The sequence below is a fragment of the Paenibacillus massiliensis subsp. panacisoli DSM 21345 genome, assembly GCF_000426545.1.
Lineage (GTDB): Bacteria > Bacillota > Bacilli > Paenibacillales > Paenibacillaceae > Paenibacillus > Paenibacillus panacisoli.
Genome location: NZ_KE384536.1, coordinates 211,431 through 228,540 on the forward strand (window position 1 = coordinate 211,431; position 17,110 = coordinate 228,540).

General features: G+C 49.9%; 16 protein-coding genes, 8 tRNA genes and 1 rRNA gene. All 25 read right to left on the reverse strand.

The features are described from left to right. Nucleotides 1-222: 222 nt before the first annotated feature. The gene (gene hisJ, locus K331_RS0127990; RefSeq protein ID WP_028592886.1) at nt 223-1,044 is read right to left on the reverse strand and encodes a histidinol-phosphatase HisJ; all 822 of its coding nucleotides are present in this window, start codon (nt 1,042-1,044) and stop codon (nt 223-225) included. A gap of 184 nt (nt 1,045-1,228) precedes the next feature. Further along, entirely contained in the window at nt 1,229-1,933 is a 705-nt protein-coding gene (gene hisIE / locus K331_RS0127995) for a bifunctional phosphoribosyl-AMP cyclohydrolase/phosphoribosyl-ATP diphosphatase HisIE (protein WP_028592887.1), read from the reverse strand. Continuing rightward, nucleotides 1,930-2,688 (reverse strand): imidazole glycerol phosphate synthase subunit HisF, encoded by a 759-nt coding sequence (gene hisF, locus K331_RS0128000; RefSeq protein ID WP_028592888.1) that lies wholly within the window; start codon nt 2,686-2,688, stop codon nt 1,930-1,932. The genes hisIE and hisF overlap by 4 nt, the downstream gene beginning before the upstream one ends. A gap of 120 nt (nt 2,689-2,808) precedes the next feature. Next, on the reverse strand, nt 2,809-3,543 hold the full coding sequence (gene hisA, locus K331_RS0128005) for a 1-(5-phosphoribosyl)-5-[(5-phosphoribosylamino)methylideneamino]imidazole-4-carboxamide isomerase (RefSeq protein WP_028592889.1): 735 nt from the start codon (nt 3,541-3,543) through the stop codon (nt 2,809-2,811). A gap of 54 nt (nt 3,544-3,597) precedes the next feature. Continuing rightward, a complete protein-coding gene (gene hisH / locus K331_RS0128010) occupies nt 3,598-4,221 on the reverse strand; it encodes an imidazole glycerol phosphate synthase subunit HisH (RefSeq protein ID WP_028592890.1) in 624 nt (207 codons plus the stop codon). Between the two features lies 1 nt (nt 4,222). Beyond that, entirely contained in the window at nt 4,223-4,831 is a 609-nt protein-coding gene (gene hisB, locus K331_RS0128015; protein WP_018888143.1) for an imidazoleglycerol-phosphate dehydratase HisB, read from the reverse strand. Between the two features lie 7 nt (nt 4,832-4,838). Beyond that, nucleotides 4,839-6,128 (reverse strand): histidinol dehydrogenase, encoded by a 1,290-nt coding sequence (gene hisD / locus K331_RS0128020; RefSeq protein WP_028592891.1) that lies wholly within the window; start codon nt 6,126-6,128, stop codon nt 4,839-4,841. A gap of 83 nt (nt 6,129-6,211) precedes the next feature. Further along, entirely contained in the window at nt 6,212-6,856 is a 645-nt protein-coding gene (gene hisG, locus K331_RS0128025) for an ATP phosphoribosyltransferase (protein WP_025681433.1), read from the reverse strand. 20 nt (nt 6,857-6,876) lie between these two features. Further along, complete coding sequence (locus K331_RS0128030) at nt 6,877-8,094, reverse strand: ATP phosphoribosyltransferase regulatory subunit (RefSeq protein WP_028592892.1); 1,218 nt, start codon at nt 8,092-8,094, stop codon at nt 6,877-6,879. 438 nt (nt 8,095-8,532) lie between these two features. Continuing rightward, nucleotides 8,533-9,723: an acyltransferase gene (locus tag K331_RS0128035; RefSeq protein WP_084165608.1), complete on the reverse strand. Its 1,191-nt coding sequence runs from the start codon at nt 9,721-9,723 to the stop codon at nt 8,533-8,535. A 292-nt stretch (nt 9,724-10,015) separates the two neighbouring features. Further along, on the reverse strand, nt 10,016-10,510 hold the full coding sequence (locus tag K331_RS0128040; protein WP_028592894.1) for an acyltransferase: 495 nt from the start codon (nt 10,508-10,510) through the stop codon (nt 10,016-10,018). Next, entirely contained in the window at nt 10,507-11,160 is a 654-nt protein-coding gene (gene ppaX, locus K331_RS0128045; RefSeq protein WP_028592895.1) for a pyrophosphatase PpaX, read from the reverse strand. Before ppaX ends, K331_RS0128040 begins: the two co-directional genes overlap by 4 nt. After that, a complete protein-coding gene (gene lgt, locus K331_RS0128050) occupies nt 11,153-12,187 on the reverse strand; it encodes a prolipoprotein diacylglyceryl transferase (RefSeq protein ID WP_028592896.1) in 1,035 nt (344 codons plus the stop codon). Before lgt ends, ppaX begins: the two co-directional genes overlap by 8 nt. Before the next feature lie 59 nt (nt 12,188-12,246). Then, on the reverse strand, nt 12,247-13,185 hold the full coding sequence (gene hprK / locus K331_RS0128055) for an HPr(Ser) kinase/phosphatase (protein ID WP_018888135.1): 939 nt from the start codon (nt 13,183-13,185) through the stop codon (nt 12,247-12,249). Between the two features lie 380 nt (nt 13,186-13,565). Next, a complete protein-coding gene (locus K331_RS0128060; RefSeq protein WP_018888134.1) occupies nt 13,566-14,687 on the reverse strand; it encodes an ABC transporter ATP-binding protein in 1,122 nt (373 codons plus the stop codon). Nucleotides 14,688-14,790: 103 nt separating this feature from the next. Further along, entirely contained in the window at nt 14,791-15,894 is a 1,104-nt protein-coding gene (locus K331_RS0128065) for a PucR family transcriptional regulator (protein WP_028592897.1), read from the reverse strand. Between the two features lie 97 nt (nt 15,895-15,991). After that, nucleotides 15,992-16,064, reverse strand: a tRNA-Lys gene (locus tag K331_RS0128070). 6 nt (nt 16,065-16,070) lie between these two features. Then, nucleotides 16,071-16,156 (reverse strand) — tRNA-Tyr (locus K331_RS0128075). A 9-nt stretch (nt 16,157-16,165) separates the two neighbouring features. Continuing rightward, nucleotides 16,166-16,238, reverse strand: a tRNA-Phe gene (locus K331_RS0128080). A gap of 100 nt (nt 16,239-16,338) precedes the next feature. Next, a tRNA-Asp gene (locus tag K331_RS0128085) sits at nt 16,339-16,415 on the reverse strand. Between the two features lie 16 nt (nt 16,416-16,431). Beyond that, nucleotides 16,432-16,507 (reverse strand) — tRNA-Thr (locus K331_RS0128090). A 5-nt stretch (nt 16,508-16,512) separates the two neighbouring features. Continuing rightward, nucleotides 16,513-16,588, reverse strand: a tRNA-Val gene (locus K331_RS0128095). Nucleotides 16,589-16,598: 10 nt separating this feature from the next. Beyond that, nucleotides 16,599-16,672: transfer RNA gene (locus K331_RS0128100), tRNA-Met, on the reverse strand. A gap of 38 nt (nt 16,673-16,710) precedes the next feature. Continuing rightward, nucleotides 16,711-16,799: transfer RNA gene (locus K331_RS0128105), tRNA-Ser, on the reverse strand. A 61-nt stretch (nt 16,800-16,860) separates the two neighbouring features. Further along, nucleotides 16,861-17,110: ribosomal RNA gene (locus tag K331_RS0128110) — 23S ribosomal RNA — on the reverse strand; the annotation flags it as partial.

Here is a 17,110-nt window from a genome sequence, read left to right on the forward strand (position 1 = left end):
GACCTTCCATTCAATATAAGAAAAACGTCATCTGAGCTTCTATATACTTCATGTTCCTCTAAGTGGATTATAACGCCCTTTAGCCGCTAGAGCTATGAAAATAACCGATCTTGCTCAGACACGTATGCCTTCGAATCGAGATCGGTTACTGCTGTAAGTTACCTTTTGTTATTCGGCGTCTATATATCCGGCTAAGTCATTCTAACCATTCCTGTTAGAGTCTTATGCCAGCTCGACGAATGAGCGCTCTCTATTCCGAAAGACTGCCAGCTCCCGATATCCCACATCATAGAGCAGCGCACGCGCTTCCTCCAGATGCTCGGACAGCTTGAGCGGATCATGCGCATCCGAGCCTAGCGTTACAGGAATCGCCAGTTGCCGTGCTTCTTCCAGAATGCGCCGACTTGGGAACATCTCTGCACACGGCTTCGATAGCCCCGAAGCGTTCAGCTCCATTGCTCGACCACTACGTGCTATCGCATTCAGCGTCGCGCGCTCCAGCTCCCGAAGCTCCTCCTCCTCGGATGGCTCCGGGTAGTGACCGAACCGCTTAATGACATCAAGATGACCCATAATATCGTAGAGGCCAGTGGCAGCTGCTTTGGACACAGCATCATAGTACCTTGCATACACCTCAAGGACACGCTGACCTTCCCAGTTATGGACTTGCCGATAGTCGCTTACGTCCCATTCCCCGAGAAAATGCACCGAACCGATAACATAATCCCACGGATAGGCCTTTACGATCTTCTCGATCTCACGCTCCCAGCCCTCAATGTAGTCGCCCTCCAGACCAACTCGAATATCAATCTGATCCCTGTAGCGCTCCTTCAGGCTTAAGCACTCCTCGACATAACGGGGTAGCTCCTCCATAGCCATGGCCATCTCGGGATAGTACTCCGCAGGGTTCACATGAAGCAGAGGCATATGATCAGACAAGCCCAGTTGGTCGAGGCCGAGCTGAATCCCCTGCTGAACGTACTCCTCCAGACTGCCGACTGCGTGCCCACAACGGGCATGGTGTGTATGATAATCAATACGCACAGCCTTTCCCCCTTTATGTGATCAACATCCAGTACCGAATATGTCCATCTGCTATAGCTACATAAATCGGATATATAACAGCTGTATGAGCTGCTATGCAGGCTGTAGATAAGTTCTCACAAACTCTAGATAAACGTTATGCAAGCTGAATTACTAATGCGCCATAAGCGCACCCCGATCCCGATTAATCCCGTCGAGGACGTTCGTGTCGGCGCTCCAGCTCCGTCATGATCTCATCCAGTGGAAGCTTACGCTCCTGCAGCAGCACCAGCAGATGGTACAGCAGATCACTTACCTCCAGCCGTAGCTCATCATTATCCTGATTCTTGGCAGCAATGATCGTCTCTGACGTCTCCTCGCCCACCTTTTTCAGAATCTTGTCGATGCCTTTCTCGAACAGATATGTGGTATAGGCCCCCTCAGGGCGCGTACGCTCACGCTCGGCAATTACTGCTTCCAGCTCAGCCAGTACAGCGAAGCGATCCGAACGAGCATTGTAGGTCTCACCTGTAGCGGAGACTTCCTTGCCTGGAAGAACAATCTCACGGTCGAAGCAAGTAATGGCTCCTGTGTGACAGGCCGGACCAGCGGGGTGTACACGTACAAGCAGTGCATCTCCATCGCAATCCAGATTCAAGGATGCAATCCGCTGTGTATTGCCCGAGGTAGCTCCCTTATGCCATAGCTCTTGTCTAGAGCGTGACCAGAACCAGGTCTCCCCGCTCTCCAGAGATTTACGCAGAGACTCCCTGTTCATATAGGCCAATGTCAGTACCTGCCCAGTCACTGCATCCTGTACAATCGCAGGCGCTAGACCAGCCTCATCCCATCGCACATTCTCCACGACCTGCTCTAGGGAGATTTGCTCGTTAATTTCACTACTCGTCATCGAATCTCCACTCCCCTGTTCTTCAAATCCTTCTTCAATTCCTGAATGGCAATCTCTTTATAGTGGAAAATCGTAGCCGCTAGTCCTGCATCAGCGCCGCCTTCGGTGAACACGTCGTAGAAGTGCTCCTTCTTGCCAGCACCACCGGAAGCAATCACGGGTATGCTGATCCGATCAGCTACCGCCGCAGTCAAGGCGAGATCGAAGCCATCCTTCGTTCCGTCTGCATCCATGCTTGTCAGCAGAATCTCGCCTGCTCCCAGCTTCTCCACATCGCTTGCCCACTGTAGCGCCCGAATGCCGGAAGCTCTGCGTCCACCATGGGTGTACACTTCCCACTCGCCCCAGGCTTCGTTATATCTTGCATCGATGGCTACCACGACACATTGTGATCCGAACCCACGGGCTCCATCCGTAATCAGCTTCGAGTTCAATACCGCGGCTGTATTAATACCAATTTTGTCCGCTCCAGCTCGCAAGATCCGCTTCATATCGTCGACGTGAGATATTCCTCCTCCAACAGTGAAGGGAATCGAGATTTCACCTGCGGTCTGACGCACGACCTCTTCCATGGTCGCTCGCCCCTCCACCGAGGCTGAAATGTCGAGAAATACGATTTCATCGGCACCTTCCTGATCATACAGCGCAGCTAATTCTACTGGGTCGCCTGCATCCCGGAGATTGACGAAATTCACACCCTTTACGACGCGGCCGTCTTTTACATCCAGACATGGAATAATACGTTTAGCCAGCATCTCCTTACCTCCCCGCCACGATTTACATTTACCTAACACCAGAATCACGTACACTAAAGGACATGCTCCGGTCGTTTGCTTCTTACAATAGTTCGAATCCTGTACCCGACTCTGGCTCTGTTATTCGGCTCCAGCCACGGCACGAATTGCTTCATCCAATTGAATACTGCCCGTATATAGCGCCTTGCCCACAATGGCTCCGCCAATGCCTTCTTTGGCATGAGAAGACAGCTTCAGCAGATCGTCCATCGTGCTGACTCCTCCCGAGGCAATAACCTGACGACCGCTGCTCTTGGCCAATGACAGAATCGCTTCCACATTTGGCCCCTGCATCATACCGTCACGCGATATATCGGTGAAAATGAACGTCTCTGCGCCTTTGGCAGCCAGCTCACGAGCTAGCTCCTCAGCTTTGACCTCCGAGGTCTCCAGCCAGCCGCGTGTCGCTACGTATCCATTTCTGGCATCCAATCCAATAGCAATCTGGTCTCCGTAGGTGCCGAGCACCTCTTCCGTAAAGGCACGATCCTCGATAGCAGCCGTCCCGAGAATCACTCTGCTTACACCGAGTGACAGCACACGGTCCACATCTGCCCGCGTCCGCAAGCCGCCTCCGACCTGAACAGGCACCTGTACCGCAGATGCGATGCTACGGATAATATCATCATTCACGGGATGACCGGCCTTCGCCCCATCAAGATCTACCAGGTGGATGAAAGTCCCACCCAGTCGCTCCCACTCACGAGCTACCTCAAGTGGATTGTCGTTGTATACCGTCTCACGGTTGTAATCCCCTTGTATCAACCTTACACATTTGCCGCCCCGAATATCAATAGCGGGATAGATCGTGAACATACGCTGCCTCCCTGTGCTTGAATTCATATGTTGAGAGTCCAATTGACTCACTGATTATGCTTTATCATGTGTCATGGCGAGGAAATTCCCTAACAGGGCAATCCCCAGCTCCCCGCTCTTCTCCGGGTGGAACTGCATGCCATAGACAGTGCCACGCCCTACAATGGCGGTAACAGGTCCGCCGTAATCCGTTACAGAGAGCAGATCACTAGCAGATTCCGTCTGTGCGTGATAGGAATGCACGAAGTAGACGTGACCTTCCTCTAGTCCTCGAAATAGCGGATGATCTCCTTGGGAGAAATGCAGACGATTCCATCCCATATGCGGCACCTTCAGCCCAGAATTGGCGGCGAACCGTACCACGGTACCAGGCAAAATATCCAGTCCCTCGTGCTCACCGTATTCTTCACCCCGGCTGAATAGCAGCTGCATCCCCAGGCATACACCTAGCAGCGGCTGCCCGGAGGCAGCTACATCCTTCATCACCTTATCCAGTCCGCTCTTACGCAGCTGCTCTATGGCATCGCCAAATGCGCCAACCCCCGGCAGGATGACACCTGCAGCGGAACGGATCTCCTGCTCATCGCTCGTCACCACAGCCTCGTATCCAAGCCGCTCTACAGCCTTGCTGACACTATGCAGATTGCCACGGCCATAATCTACAATCGCGATGGTCACGTTACAGCACCCCTTTCGTCGAAGGTACACCTTTCACACGTGGATCAATAGACGTCGCTTCGTCCAGTGCACGTCCCAGTGCCTTGAACACCGCTTCAATCATATGATGCGTATTCTGACCGTAATGCACAATGACATGCAGCGTCATCCGTGCTTCAAGTGCGAACTTCCAGAGGAACTCATGAACGAGCTCTGTCGAGAAGCTCCCCACCTGAGCTGAAGGATACTCAGCACGGTACTCGAAATGTGGACGATTGCTCAGATCAATAACCACCTGGGCAAGCGCCTCATCCATGGGAACAAATACACTCGCATACCGCTTGATGCCCTTCTTGTCTCCCAACGCCTCCTGCAGCGTCTGTCCCAGGCAAATACCGATATCCTCCACCGTATGATGGTCGTCGATCTCAATATCTCCTCGTGCCTGCACCTTCAGATCGAATTGTCCGTGCTTCGCGAATAAATCCAGCATATGATTCAGGAAAGGAACATCGGTCTCAAGCTCTGTCTGGCCTGTCCCATCAATTGCAAATGCCAATTGGATATCAGTCTCATTTGTTTTGCGGCTGATATCAGCCGTCCGAGCTTGTACTGTATTATTGTTGTCCATCTTGGGATCACGCCTCTCCTTCATTATTCAACCGTACCAGAATGGCCCTGGCATGCGCTTCAAGCCCCTCGTGTCTTGCCAGCTCCATGATGGTCTCCCCGTTCTTCAGCAACGCTTCCTTGCTGTAGTAGATCAGGCTGGATTTCTTGATGAAATCGTCCACATCTACAGGTGAAGAGAATCTCGCTGTACCATTGGTCGGGATAATATGATTTGGTCCTGCAAAATAATCCCCCACAGGCTCCGAGCTATACGGTCCAAGGAAGATTGCCCCGGCATTCTCGATTCGGCCAACGTATTCCATTGGATTCTCGACCATAATCTCCAGATGCTCTGGAGCCAAGCGGTTCACAATGGATAGCCCTTCCGTAATGTCATCCACGACCACAATAGAGCCATAATTCGCTACAGAGGCAGCAGCAATCTCGCGGCGTGGCAGATCAGCCAACTGGCGCTCTACCTCCGCAGATACCGCCTCAGCGAGCTGCTGCGATGGCGTAACCAGAATGGCAGAAGCCATCTCATCATGCTCAGCCTGTGACAGCAGGTCTGCTGCCACGTAGACAGGGTTGGCCGTATTGTCGGCCAGCACTACAATCTCACTCGGTCCAGCTATGCTATCAATATCAACGGCACCATAGACCTCACGTTTGGCGAGAGCTACGTAGATGTTCCCGGGACCGCAGATTTTATCCACTGGGCGAATGCTATCCGTTCCATAGGCAAGGGCTGCAATTGCCTGTGCACCACCTACACGATACACTTCAGTTACGCCTGCTTCAGCAGCAGCCACCAGTGTATACGGGTCGATGCCTTCCTTTCCGTTCGTTGCCGGAGGCGTTACCATCACGATCTCAGGAACACCGGCCACCTGTGCAGGTATGACATTCATCAGCACAGAGGATGGATACGCGGCTTTTCCACCCGGCACATATACACCTACACGCTGCAGAGGTCGCAATACTTGACCCAGCAACGTACCGTCCGGCTGCAGATCCATCCAGGATGTACGCTTCTGCTTGGCATGAAAGGCTCGAATCTGCGCTGCCGCTGCTCGAATTGCTTCCACGAAAGTTGGCTCCACCCGGTCATAAGCTGCTGTCAGCTCCTCTGGTGAGACCCGCAGTGGGGCACCAGATAAGCTTACTTTGTCAAAAAGCTCCGTATATCGCTGCAGCGCCTGGTCGCCTTCCTCACGCACTGCACGAATGATGTCTTTCACCGCTGCATTCTGCTCTGGTGTTCCGTAATCCACTTCACGCTGCAGCTGCAGGTCACGGGCTGCTACTATCTTCATTACCGTTCCTCCTCCGTACACATCCGATCCATTTGAATCCTCAAATACTATATTAGCTGAACTCTAGCTGTAGCTCAGATACACTATCCGCCTTGCTTGACCGCCCCAGGAATCACCTGCTGCAGTCGATCGCATATCGCTTGAATACGTTCATTCTTCATCCGGTAGCTGACCCGGTTAGAGATGAGACGGCTCGTAATCTCGAAGATCTCGTGCTGCTCTACCAGCCCGTTCTCACGCAGTGTCTGGCCTGTCTCGACCATATCCACAATCCGGTCCGCGAGGCCAATTAGCGGAGCTAATTCAATGGAGCCATTAAGCTTGATGACCTCCACCTGCTCGCCATGCTCACGAAAATATTGCGAGGCTACCTGCGGATACTTGGTCGCCACGCGCTGGCGAATGCCGGGTTGCCAGTTCGGCAAGCCGATGACAGACATGCGGCAACGTGCGATACCCAGATCCAGCAGCTCGTACACATCCTTGTTCTCTTCCATTAAAACATCCTTGCCTACAATACCGATATCAGCCACACCGTATTCCACGTAGGTCGGCACATCTACCGGCTTGGCCATGATGAATTCCATCCCCAGTTCCGGCAATGGAATGACCAGCTTGCGCGTATCATCCACATCCTCTGGAATCGGAATGCCAGCCTCCCGGAATAGCACCGAAGCCTGCTTGTAGATCCGCCCCTTGGGCATGGCGACTTTCAGAATCTCGGTCATTCGTAACCCCTCCTATCGTGTTATATTCCCGGCCGAATGGCCAATCCCTTTTCATAAGTGATGATTTCAGTATAAGCAGTGTCCGAGGCTTCCGTATCGGCTGTGCCTCCCAGTATTCCAGTAATGACCACCTTACCCGCTTCACGCAATCGTGTAGCCTCGGTCAGAGCCTCTCTGCGACTCTCAGCGTCATATCGAATGAACACGGTATGCTGCTCCGTCACCTGTTGTCCTTCCATTCCATCCACGATCCGGTTGGTCTTCAGAGCGAAGCCCGTAGCTGGCACATCCCGTCCAAATTGCTGCAGCAAATTATCATATCTTCCTCCACTGGCGACAGGAGAACCGATTCCCGCAGCATAGCCCTCGAATATCATGCCCGTATAATAGGAAAAATCGCCAATCATCGTCAGGTCAATGAGCACATGCTCGGATACACCATAAGCCTCCAGCACCTCCCATACCTTGCAGAGATGTGAGACAGAATCCACTGCCAGCGGATTCGAGCTCAGCTCTGTAGCCTGATCGCAAATCTCTTTCCCGCCACGCAGACGCAGAATAGCCTCCAGTTGATTCTGTGACTCTTCTGAAGCATCTGCACCCTTCCCAGAATTTGTCGAGAACAGCTGTTGCACAGCGGCACGATAGCCGACCACATCACGTCTTAGCAGTAGCTCCTTCAGCAGCTTCTGATCTTCGGTCTGACCCGGAATAATCTCCTCGAACAGTCCATTCAGAAATCCGACGTGACCCATTGCAATCTTGAAGGATTGCACACCGGCGGCCTGAAGTGAAGCGATCGCCAGTGCCACGACCTCTGCATCAGCCTCGGGAGAGTCATCTCCCACCAGTTCCAGTCCAGTCTGGAAAAACTCAGCCTCACGACCTGCCTCCTCCTCAATAGCCCGAAAGACATTCGCATGATAGGACAATCTCAACGGTAGGGCCTCTGCCTTCAGAAGAGAGGATACAACACGAGCGATCGGTGCCGTCATATCAGAACGAAGGACGAGCGTAGTACCGCGGTTATTCAACAATTTGAAGAGCTTATGATCCGAGGTTGAGCTAGCAACACCAACTGTGTCATAGTATTCCATGCTCGGGGTTATAATCTGTTGATAGCCCCAGCGCTCCATACAAGCAAGCACCTTGCTCTCAATATCACGAAGCCGTGCCACCACATGTGGTAGATAATCTCTTACCCCGATCGGTTTCTCGAAGCCCTTCGGCTTGGACATATTTATTCACTCCATTTATAAGATCAGTTATCGTTTGAATAGAATTCGTCGTAGAAAGTCTTGTTCTTTTCTAAAAGTACCAGCATTACACTTATATTCATCGTCACGTGTACATCCATGACTACATTGTACCCATTACTGCAATTCACTTCACTATGGTAAAGTGCTAACAAATTAAAGCGTTCGATATTTCGCTATATTAACATGAATACCCTTATTCAGTCAATTGCGAACCTTTGGCTAGCCTTAGAGCGGCAAGGCACAAATACGATTGTTATCTCTAATCTACAATGTTATCTATAGTCTGCGTAGCTAGTAAGAATCATAGCAATACATACACAAAAAAGGCCAACCAGCAATTGCTGGCTAACCTGATCATACGAAAACGGCCCCAATGCCCAAAGACGGCCGACAATCTATAGATTCAATGGGCGTTCCCTAAATGTTAGCTCGACGTGGCTGAACCTTGGATGAGTCCTTCCCTGCTGTAGGCAGATAGGACCTGGGCACACTCCCCAGGAAAATTCTAACGAATGGGACATAACGGAAGCCGAAGGCAACCATCAGCCAGGTAAGGAACAGAGCAACCACCAGCCCCCCAGCGATCCATACAACATAGGTAAAGGAATCAATCGGGATGTGGTACCGGAAACGGCGATATACAGCCAGCACCAGTGGATGGATCAGATAGATGGCAAAGGATGCCTCCCCCATCCGAATCAGGAAGGTCACCACAGCCTGATTTGCTCTCGCATACAGCCTGAAGGCGCTATGCAGTAGGACTAGTGCCGATAGCATGGTGTGCGCGTTCCACAGCAGCTCGTACCATAGCGTATCCACCCATACGCCATCTCGGCGGGCATACAGCCACAAGAGTACATGTATAATCGATACCATAAGCCAGCTTCCCCACAGCAGTATCGTACGCCAGCGAAGCGTAGCAGATAGCTCAGACCATGAAGAGTTCAGCCATACTTTGAATCGATCAAAATAAACCGCCACAAAAGCACCCATAAAATAATAAGCAAGATAGGAGATCGACAAGCTTCCCTTATTCACAATCTGCCATTCAAATTTGTTCATGAAGATAAATGCCCACTGCAATAAAAGTCCGACGGGAATCGCCCAGCGTACAAGCCAGCGTGAGGATTGAAACATTTTCAACAGGAACGGGAACAAAATGTAGAATTGAATACTGATGAATACAAAGTACAAGTGCGTATAATTAGATCCTGTCAGGAGTCTGTACAAAAAAAACTGCAACTGCTCTGTAATCGGTAAATATAGCTCTCCGTTCACGGTCTGGGCCAATACGAAATAGCCAAGTGAGATGATGAAATAGGGGAGGAGAATATAGCTCATTCGCTTCCCGTAAAAGCGGCCAATCATCCCTCGATCAATCGGACGATCATAATAATTGTAGAACAACACAAAGCTGCTCAAGAATATAAATGAAGGGGTGCCGAACTTAAAGAAGATATTCACAAAATTCAATATCCAGTAATAAGGTGATTCCATTGCCTGTATGCCTGCTGCATAGGATGTAGCATGAACATGGAGCACGCCGAGAATAGCCAGGGCTCGGAATATATCAAGTTGCGGCAACCTTTCCTTTTGCTGCCGTGCCATCATCATTCCTCCTTCTGAGACAAGCCTCTCCATTACCTTAGACGATTCGCCAGGTTAGATCAACTAATATCCCAATAGTTACCTAAATGCCACAATGTAACTTGTTTCACATTCGCCGGTACCTCGCTAGTATACAGGCTGATTCTGACTACTAGCCAAATGCACCCTGAGAGCAAACTGAATGTTATAAAGACGCACCTGCCATTTACCAACAAAAAAGGCCCGACTGAAGCTGTCCGGCCTTGTTCGATCACTTCACGTCTGTCAAGTATCTGCACTGAATCGGTATGTACTACGAACGCGGCTCAGACTGCTTCAGCTCCCGCAGAGGATTCCCTCCCACAAAGGCTCCTGCCGGGACGTCCTTATGCACAATAGAGCCAGCTGCAACTACTGCACCATCCCCAATGGTTACACCAGGTAGGATGGTCGTATTCGCTCCAATCAGCACCCCATCGCCAATAATGACCTCGCCAAGGCGGTACTCCTGAATCAAATATTCATGGGCAAGAATGGTCGTGTTGTACCCAATTACGCTATTGGTACCGATCTTGATCTTCTCGGGAAAGAAGACATCGACCATGACCATCAGCCCGAAGGCCGTGTGCTCACCAATCTGCATGCCGAGCAGCCTGCGGTAAATCCAGTTCTTAAGGGGAAGCACTGGGCAATATCGTGCAGCCTGAATGCATATGAAATTCTTGACGCCCTTCCAGGGGCTTACACTTCTGTAGATCTGCCATAGTGCATTCGCGCCTTCAACAGGATAACGTTCCAGTCGTCTCACAGCGCCTCAGAGCCTTGCTTAACCAGCTTTAGCAGATCCCTCATATCGTGCAGCATATAGTGCGGCTTATAGCTCAGCAGCGTCTCTTCACCCTTCAGTGACCAAGCTACTCCAGCCGATAGCACACCTGCAGCATGTGCCGCCTGAATATCAAACGAGCTATCCCCCACCATCAGCGTGCGCGCAGGATCAGCATTCAATGCGGAGACCGCTTTTAGTACAGGCTCAGCATGTGGCTTGGGATGCTCTACATCATCCACTGTTACAATAGTACCCATATAAGAGGTCAATCCAAACAAATCAAGCACCCGGTACGAAGATGGACGAATCTTGGTAGTTACTACTCCCATCTGTACACCCATCTCATGCAGAGACTTGATAACCTCCTCCACATGGGGGAAAGGCCTGACCATATTGTCATGATGCAGCAGGTTATATGCCCGATATTGACGTACATAGTCAGCTACATCCGTTGCGCCTGTGAAGGTACGCAGTTGGTTCTCCAAAGTACCGCCCATATGCGGAATAATGTGCTCCCGTGTCAGCGGAGCCGAGCTTTGATCCTTCATAATATGGAGAAATGAGCTGATGATCAGCTCATTCGTATCCATAATGGTGCCGTCCAAATCAAATAATACCGTGTTAATCATGATTGCGCTCCTTTGACTGTGCCTCTGTCTCCTCTGCATGGCTGTCTGCGGTGTTGGCTTGCGCGGAATCCACTTTCTCAGATGCTGTAGCACCATCTTGTCCATGCTGAACCTTGGTAGAGACAATCGGATCACTGTAGTGCGGCAGATTCGGATACGTTTTGCGTCTGTATACAATGAAGATGACGGAAGCCAGCACGAGCACAATAGCAAGGAGCTGCGAAATACGTACATTTCCATACGCTGGGTCCAGATAGCCTGGCTCAAAGCCAAACCATGTCATTGGAGTCCACAGCCCATTTACAAAGGAAGCTAGCCATTCTGGACTCTGAAAAGCCAGACTGTCTGTTCTCAGACGCTCGATGAAAAAGCGACCAATGGAGTACCAAATGAAATAGCCAGCAAAGATCTCACCAGCACGCACGAATGGGCGACGGCGAAGTAGCAGAAGCAGGCCTACTCCAATCAGGCTCCAGATGGACTCGTACAAAAAGGCAGGATGATGGAACACGCCGTTCACATTCATTTGATTCACAATGAAATCTGGTAAATGAAGCTGTGAACGCAAGAAGGATTCCTCTACAGGTCCACCATAGGCTTCCTGATTCATGAAGTTTCCCCAACGACCGATCATCTGACCAATGAGTAGACCTGGTGCACAGATATCCGCAATCCTCCAGAAGTTGTAGCCTTTGTAGCGGAAGTAAATGACGCCGCAAATAATCGCACCGATCAAAGCCCCGTAGATGGCTATACCACCGTTCCAGATTTTGAAGACATCGACCAGATTGTCACGATAATCTTCCCATTTGAAGGCCACGTAATAGATTCTGGCCCCAATGATGGCAGAAGGTACGCCCAGCAGTAGCATATCCATGAAAAAATCCTGAGGAATGCCATAGCGCTTGCCCTCACGAATACACAGCAGCAGCCCCACCAGCGCCGCGCATCCAAGAATTAGACCATACCAGTGTACCTTAAGCGGTCCAATAGCGAACGCGATCGGATCTATTAACAGTGTTGCCATATGATTTATCTCACTCCCTGAATGCCAGTGTTTTCTTTAGCCTGAACTCCTGTTCAGAGTCAGTCCATATCATCCATATCTTCAGCAATGGTTGCTGTCAGCTTGTTAGTGAACTGCAATGCAGCATTATAGCCCATTTGCTTCAGTCGATAGTTCATGGCAGCTACTTCAATGATAACAGCAAGGTTCCGTCCTGGTCTAACCGGAATAGTGACTAGAGGCACGTCTGTATCAATGATACGTGTAGTCTCTTCATCCAGTCCAAGTCGATCATATTGTTTGTCCTGCTGCCATGCCTCCAGACGAACAACAAGCGTAATACGCTTGTGATTCCGAATAGCACCTGCACCGAATAACGTCATGACATTGATGATACCTACCCCACGGATCTCCAGCAAATGACGGATGAGCTCGGGTGCACTGCCATGCAGCTGAAAGTCTGAGGTCTGACGAATCTCAACCGCATCATCAGCGACCAGACGATGTCCACGCTTCACCAGCTCCAATGCTGTCTCACTCTTACCGATGCCGCTTCCGCCGGTAATAAGCATACCTACCCCGTATACGTCACACAATACACCGTGAATGGTAGCTGTAGGCGCTAATTTTCCTTCCAGGAAGTTGGTGATTCTACTGGACAAGATTGTGGTGGCCATATTACTGCGCAGCACAGGAATGTCATGCTTGCTACTCGCATCAATCAGCTCCTGCGGCACCTCTAGCTCTCTAGTCACTACAATACACGGCGTATCCTCTGTACAAAGACGCTGCATTCGATCCACTCGCTCCTCCGGTGGGAGCATAGCAAAGAACGCCAGCTCAGTTCTACCCAAGAGCTGCACCCGTTCCTGTGGATGATATTCAAAATATCCGGCCATCTCCAGACCAGGGCGATTCAAATCATCTACCGTAATTGGTCTGCGCAACCCCTGTTCACCAGAGATAACTTCCAAATGAAACTGCTGTACGAGTTCGCTCACTTTCACTTTTTTGGGCATGTTTCTCTTCCTTTCAACCTCAGCCGGGTCCGATATGTTATCATACAGAGCCTGCAAGCAAGCTCTGCTGCAATACTCAAGATTTAGAATTACCTAAAGACCGTGAGTAACCATCGAGCGTATAGCAATTCAGCAGATATTAGACAAAAACACTTACTTCTTCTACAAGTCAACCTAACAAAATAAGCTAATGAGTCTTATGTAAGCTGAGTAGTAATAACTCCCCCATGATACATACCCATCGTATAGGAATTTTCAGTTAAATGCAATTGCAGGTGATGCAGAGCTTCATAAGCTATGACTAGCATAAAGATATAACTGACATAACAACAAGAAGCCACCGAGTTACCTCGGCAGCTTCAACCTTTGTCATATCTCTATTAAGCTAGAAATACGTTGGCTTCGGACTCTTTGTCGAAGATATGGACTTTGTTCATATCAAAGGCCAACGTAGGCTTGCTTCCTTCACGAGTAGTAGAGCGACCATCTACACGAGCAATGACAGTGGAAGGACCTGCGCCTGTCAGGTACAACAGGGTCTCGTGACCCAGGTTCTCTGTAGCATCTACTGTAGTCTTGAAGGTTGTATTTGGAGATGCTTCCAGGAATACAGGCTCTTCATGAATATCCTCTGGACGAATACCGAGGATAACCTCTTTACCAATATAACCCTTGGATCTAAGGATCTGTGCTCTGCCTTCAGGAACTTCGACGTCCAGATTCTCAGCTTGGAAATGAACCTTGCCACTCACTTCCACCAGCTTACCGTTGATGAAGTTCATTGTTGGGGAACCCATGAATCCGGCAACGAAGAGATTCTTCGGACTATTATACAGGTCATCTGGAGAATCCACCTGTTGAATGATCCCTTCGGACATTACTACGATACGGTCACCCATTGTCATCGCTTCAGTCTGGTCATGCGTTACGTAGATAACGGTAGTTTCCAGACGTTTTGCCAATTTAGTGATCTCATTACGCATCGCACCACGCAGCTTGGCATCCAAGTTGGAGAGCGGCTCATCCATCAAGAAGACTTGAGGGTCACGTACGATCGCACGTCCCAAGGCTACACGCTGACGTTGTCCACCGGAGAGAGCCTTCGGCTTACGCTCCAGCAAGTGCTCAATGTCGAGAATTTTTGCTGCTTCACGAACACGTCTTTCGATTTCTTCTTTCTTTACTTTACGGAGCTTCAGACCAAACGCCATGTTTTGGTATACGTTCATATGCGGGTACAAGGCATAGGATTGGAATACCATCGCAATATCCCGATCTTTAGGAGCTACATCATTTACAACACGGTCTCCGATGTACAGCTTACCTTCCGAGATTTCTTCCAGACCTGCGATCATCCGCAGCGTAGTGGATTTACCACAACCCGAAGGACCAACCAATACCAGGAACTCTTTATCTTTAATGTCCAAATTAACATCAACTACAGTCGCTTTATCGGAACCCGGATACTTTTTGAAAATATGCTCTAAACGTACACCAGCCATGGGTTTTGCCTCCTCAGTTCTCGTTATGAAATCGAATACATTTCCTAATACTTATATTACCCGAGGCCTGCCTAACTGGCTATCCACAAACTGCACAAAAAAGCTATTTGCTTTTTGTTACTTTGTACAATAGCAGAATAAGTCTGGCCAGAACCGCATCATTAAAGGTACGCACATCAAGTCCCGTCTCTTGCTTGATCTTATCGAGTCGATAGATGAGAGTATTACGGTGCACATACAATCGCTTCGCCGTCTCACTGACATTACAATCCATCTGAAAAAATGTCTCCAGTGTCGTGAGGGTCTCTGCATCCTCGAACATGGCTGACTGGTTGCCCGCATGCTTCACGAAAAATTTGCGTTGCTCATCAGGGATACTATAGATCATACGTTCCAGGCTTAGCTCCCATGGAAGATGAATATGCTCTGTTACATGGAAGATACGCCCCAGATGAATCGTCTCTCTGAGCAAAGACACTGTTCTTGGTAGTTCTACCAAAGGTGTGATAGATTTGCCGACTGCAATATGGAACACCCCTACCCATTCGCTCGCAACAAGCTCGTACAGCCCGAGGGCAAAGGCCGTAAGCACCTCTTCCATTTGCTCTGCCGTGTTTGCGTCACGTTCATCCTCGGCACCTACGACGAGTTCTTCCTCCGCCAAGATGAACCATTCCTGATCCTCCAAAGGGATGAGCATGACCACTCCACCAAAATAAGAGTTCAAAAATCTTTGTAGCAAGGCATAGTTCACCTGACCTGAATGCAAGCCCTCGCCTGTTAGCAGCAGTGGTACCATCGCTGTCTGAAACTGCTGCTCTAGCCTTAGCTGATGCGGTACACGTTGGTCTTCATCCAATATCGACTGCTCCAGAGCCCACCGCCCCAGTCTTCTCATGCGCCCCTCTTCATCATCCTCCAGATCTCCAGAGGCATCCCCATACCCATGAACACCATCCAGCCAAGCATCCACAAGCCTGCGCTCACGCGGTGAGAGTTGTTGCTCGTCAATTACAAAGGCAAGCTCGGCTCCAGCAGAAGCACGATTTGGGAAAAAAATCTGGTGCTTATAAATGAAGGATTCTCTCCTTCCCTGCTCCTGATTAACCTGTGGTAACCAAGGCTCGTGCTCCTCCGTAAGCTCAACTATGGAAAAGGTTAGACCCGTAATCTGCTGTAGCTGCTGTAACGTCTCGGTATGATTCATAGCAAATCCCCGCTTTATGTAGAGTATATCTCATATTTTATCACACACGATGAAAATACAAAAAAGCCATCAACGTAAAGTTGATGACTTATATGAATGAGCCATGAAGGACTCGAACCTTCGACACCCTGATTAAAAGTCAGGTGCTCTACCAACTGAGCTAATGGCTCAAATTCTGGTGGAGGATGATGGATTCGAACCACCGAACCCGTAAGGGAGCAGATTTACAGTCTGATGCGTTTGGCCACTTCGCTAATCCTCCAGATTAAGGTGGCTCGGGACGGAATCGAACCGCCGACACGAGGATTTTCAGTCCTCTGCTCTACCGACTGAGCTACCGAGCCATATCAAAAAACCTTATAAAATAAAAATAAAGTGTACAGGGGATACCCCTTTCCACTTTACCAGTGTCTGTCATACTAAACAGTGTAAAGCTTAAGAAAATGGCGGAACTGACGGGATTCGAACCCGCGATCTCCTGCGTGACAGGCAGGCATGTTAGGCCTCTACACCACAGTTCCTCGCATATTCTATAAATGGTGCCGGCGAGAGGACTTGAACCCCCAACCTACTGATTACAAGTCAGTTGCTCTACCAGTTGAGCTACACCGGCACATATGGTGGAGGCTGAGGGGATCGAACCCCCGACCCTCTGCTTGTAAGGCAGATGCTCTCCCAGCTGAGCTAAGCCTCCTGGGTATGTATAGCGGCGGAGGGGATCGAACCCCCGACCTCACGGGTATGAACCGTACGCTCTAGCCAGCTGAGCTACACCGCCATAATAAATGAAGCTTGTACTTATTAAAAATGTTACTACGGAGAGAGAGGGATTCGAACCCTCGCACCGCTTACGCAGTCTAACCCCTTAGCAGAGGGTCCCCTTATAGCCACTTGGGTATCTCTCCATAATTCCAAGGTGTTACACCCTGAAAACTGGAACCGAAACGAATCATTGCATTTTACTTATAGGATAAGCCCTCGACCGATTAGTACTGGTCAGCTCCATGCATTACTGCACTTCCACCCCCAGCCTATCTACCTCGTCGTCTTCAAGGGGTCTTACTAATTGGGAAATCTCATCTTGAGGGGGGCTTCACGCTTAGATGCTTTCAGCGCTTATCCCGTCCGTACATAGCTACCCAGCGGTGCTCCTGGCGGAACAACTGGTACACCAGCGGTACGTCCATCCCGGTCCTCTCGTACTAAGGACAGCTCC

Excerpts from the sequence above, each read along its gene's own strand:
- hisB (WP_018888143.1), bottom strand. The coding sequence starts at position 4,831 with ATGGACAACAATAATACAGTACAAGCTCGGACGGCTGATATCAGCCGC.
- lgt (WP_028592896.1), bottom strand. The coding sequence starts at position 12,187 with ATGGCAACACTGTTAATAGATCCGATCGCGTTCGCTATTGGACCGCTT.
- hisG (WP_025681433.1), bottom strand. The coding sequence starts at position 6,856 with ATGACCGAGATTCTGAAAGTCGCCATGCCCAAGGGGCGGATCTACAAG.
- hisIE (WP_028592887.1), bottom strand. The coding sequence starts at position 1,933 with ATGACGAGTAGTGAAATTAACGAGCAAATCTCCCTAGAGCAGGTCGTG.
- ppaX (WP_028592895.1), bottom strand. The coding sequence starts at position 11,160 with ATGATTAACACGGTATTATTTGATTTGGACGGCACCATTATGGATACG.
- hisF (WP_028592888.1), bottom strand. The coding sequence starts at position 2,688 with ATGCTGGCTAAACGTATTATTCCATGTCTGGATGTAAAAGACGGCCGC.
- hisA (WP_028592889.1), bottom strand. The coding sequence starts at position 3,543 with ATGTTCACGATCTATCCCGCTATTGATATTCGGGGCGGCAAATGTGTA.
- K331_RS0128065 (WP_028592897.1), bottom strand. The coding sequence starts at position 15,894 with ATGAATCATACCGAGACGTTACAGCAGCTACAGCAGATTACGGGTCTA.
- K331_RS0128030 (WP_028592892.1), bottom strand. The coding sequence starts at position 8,094 with ATGTCCAAGCCGAAGGGCTTCGAGAAACCGATCGGGGTAAGAGATTAT.
- hisD (WP_028592891.1), bottom strand. The coding sequence starts at position 6,128 with ATGAAGATAGTAGCAGCCCGTGACCTGCAGCTGCAGCGTGAAGTGGAT.
- K331_RS0128035 (WP_084165608.1), bottom strand. The coding sequence starts at position 9,723 with ATGGCACGGCAGCAAAAGGAAAGGTTGCCGCAACTTGATATATTCCGA.
- hprK (WP_018888135.1), bottom strand. The coding sequence starts at position 13,185 with ATGCCCAAAAAAGTGAAAGTGAGCGAACTCGTACAGCAGTTTCATTTG.
- K331_RS0128060 (WP_018888134.1), bottom strand. The coding sequence starts at position 14,687 with ATGGCTGGTGTACGTTTAGAGCATATTTTCAAAAAGTATCCGGGTTCC.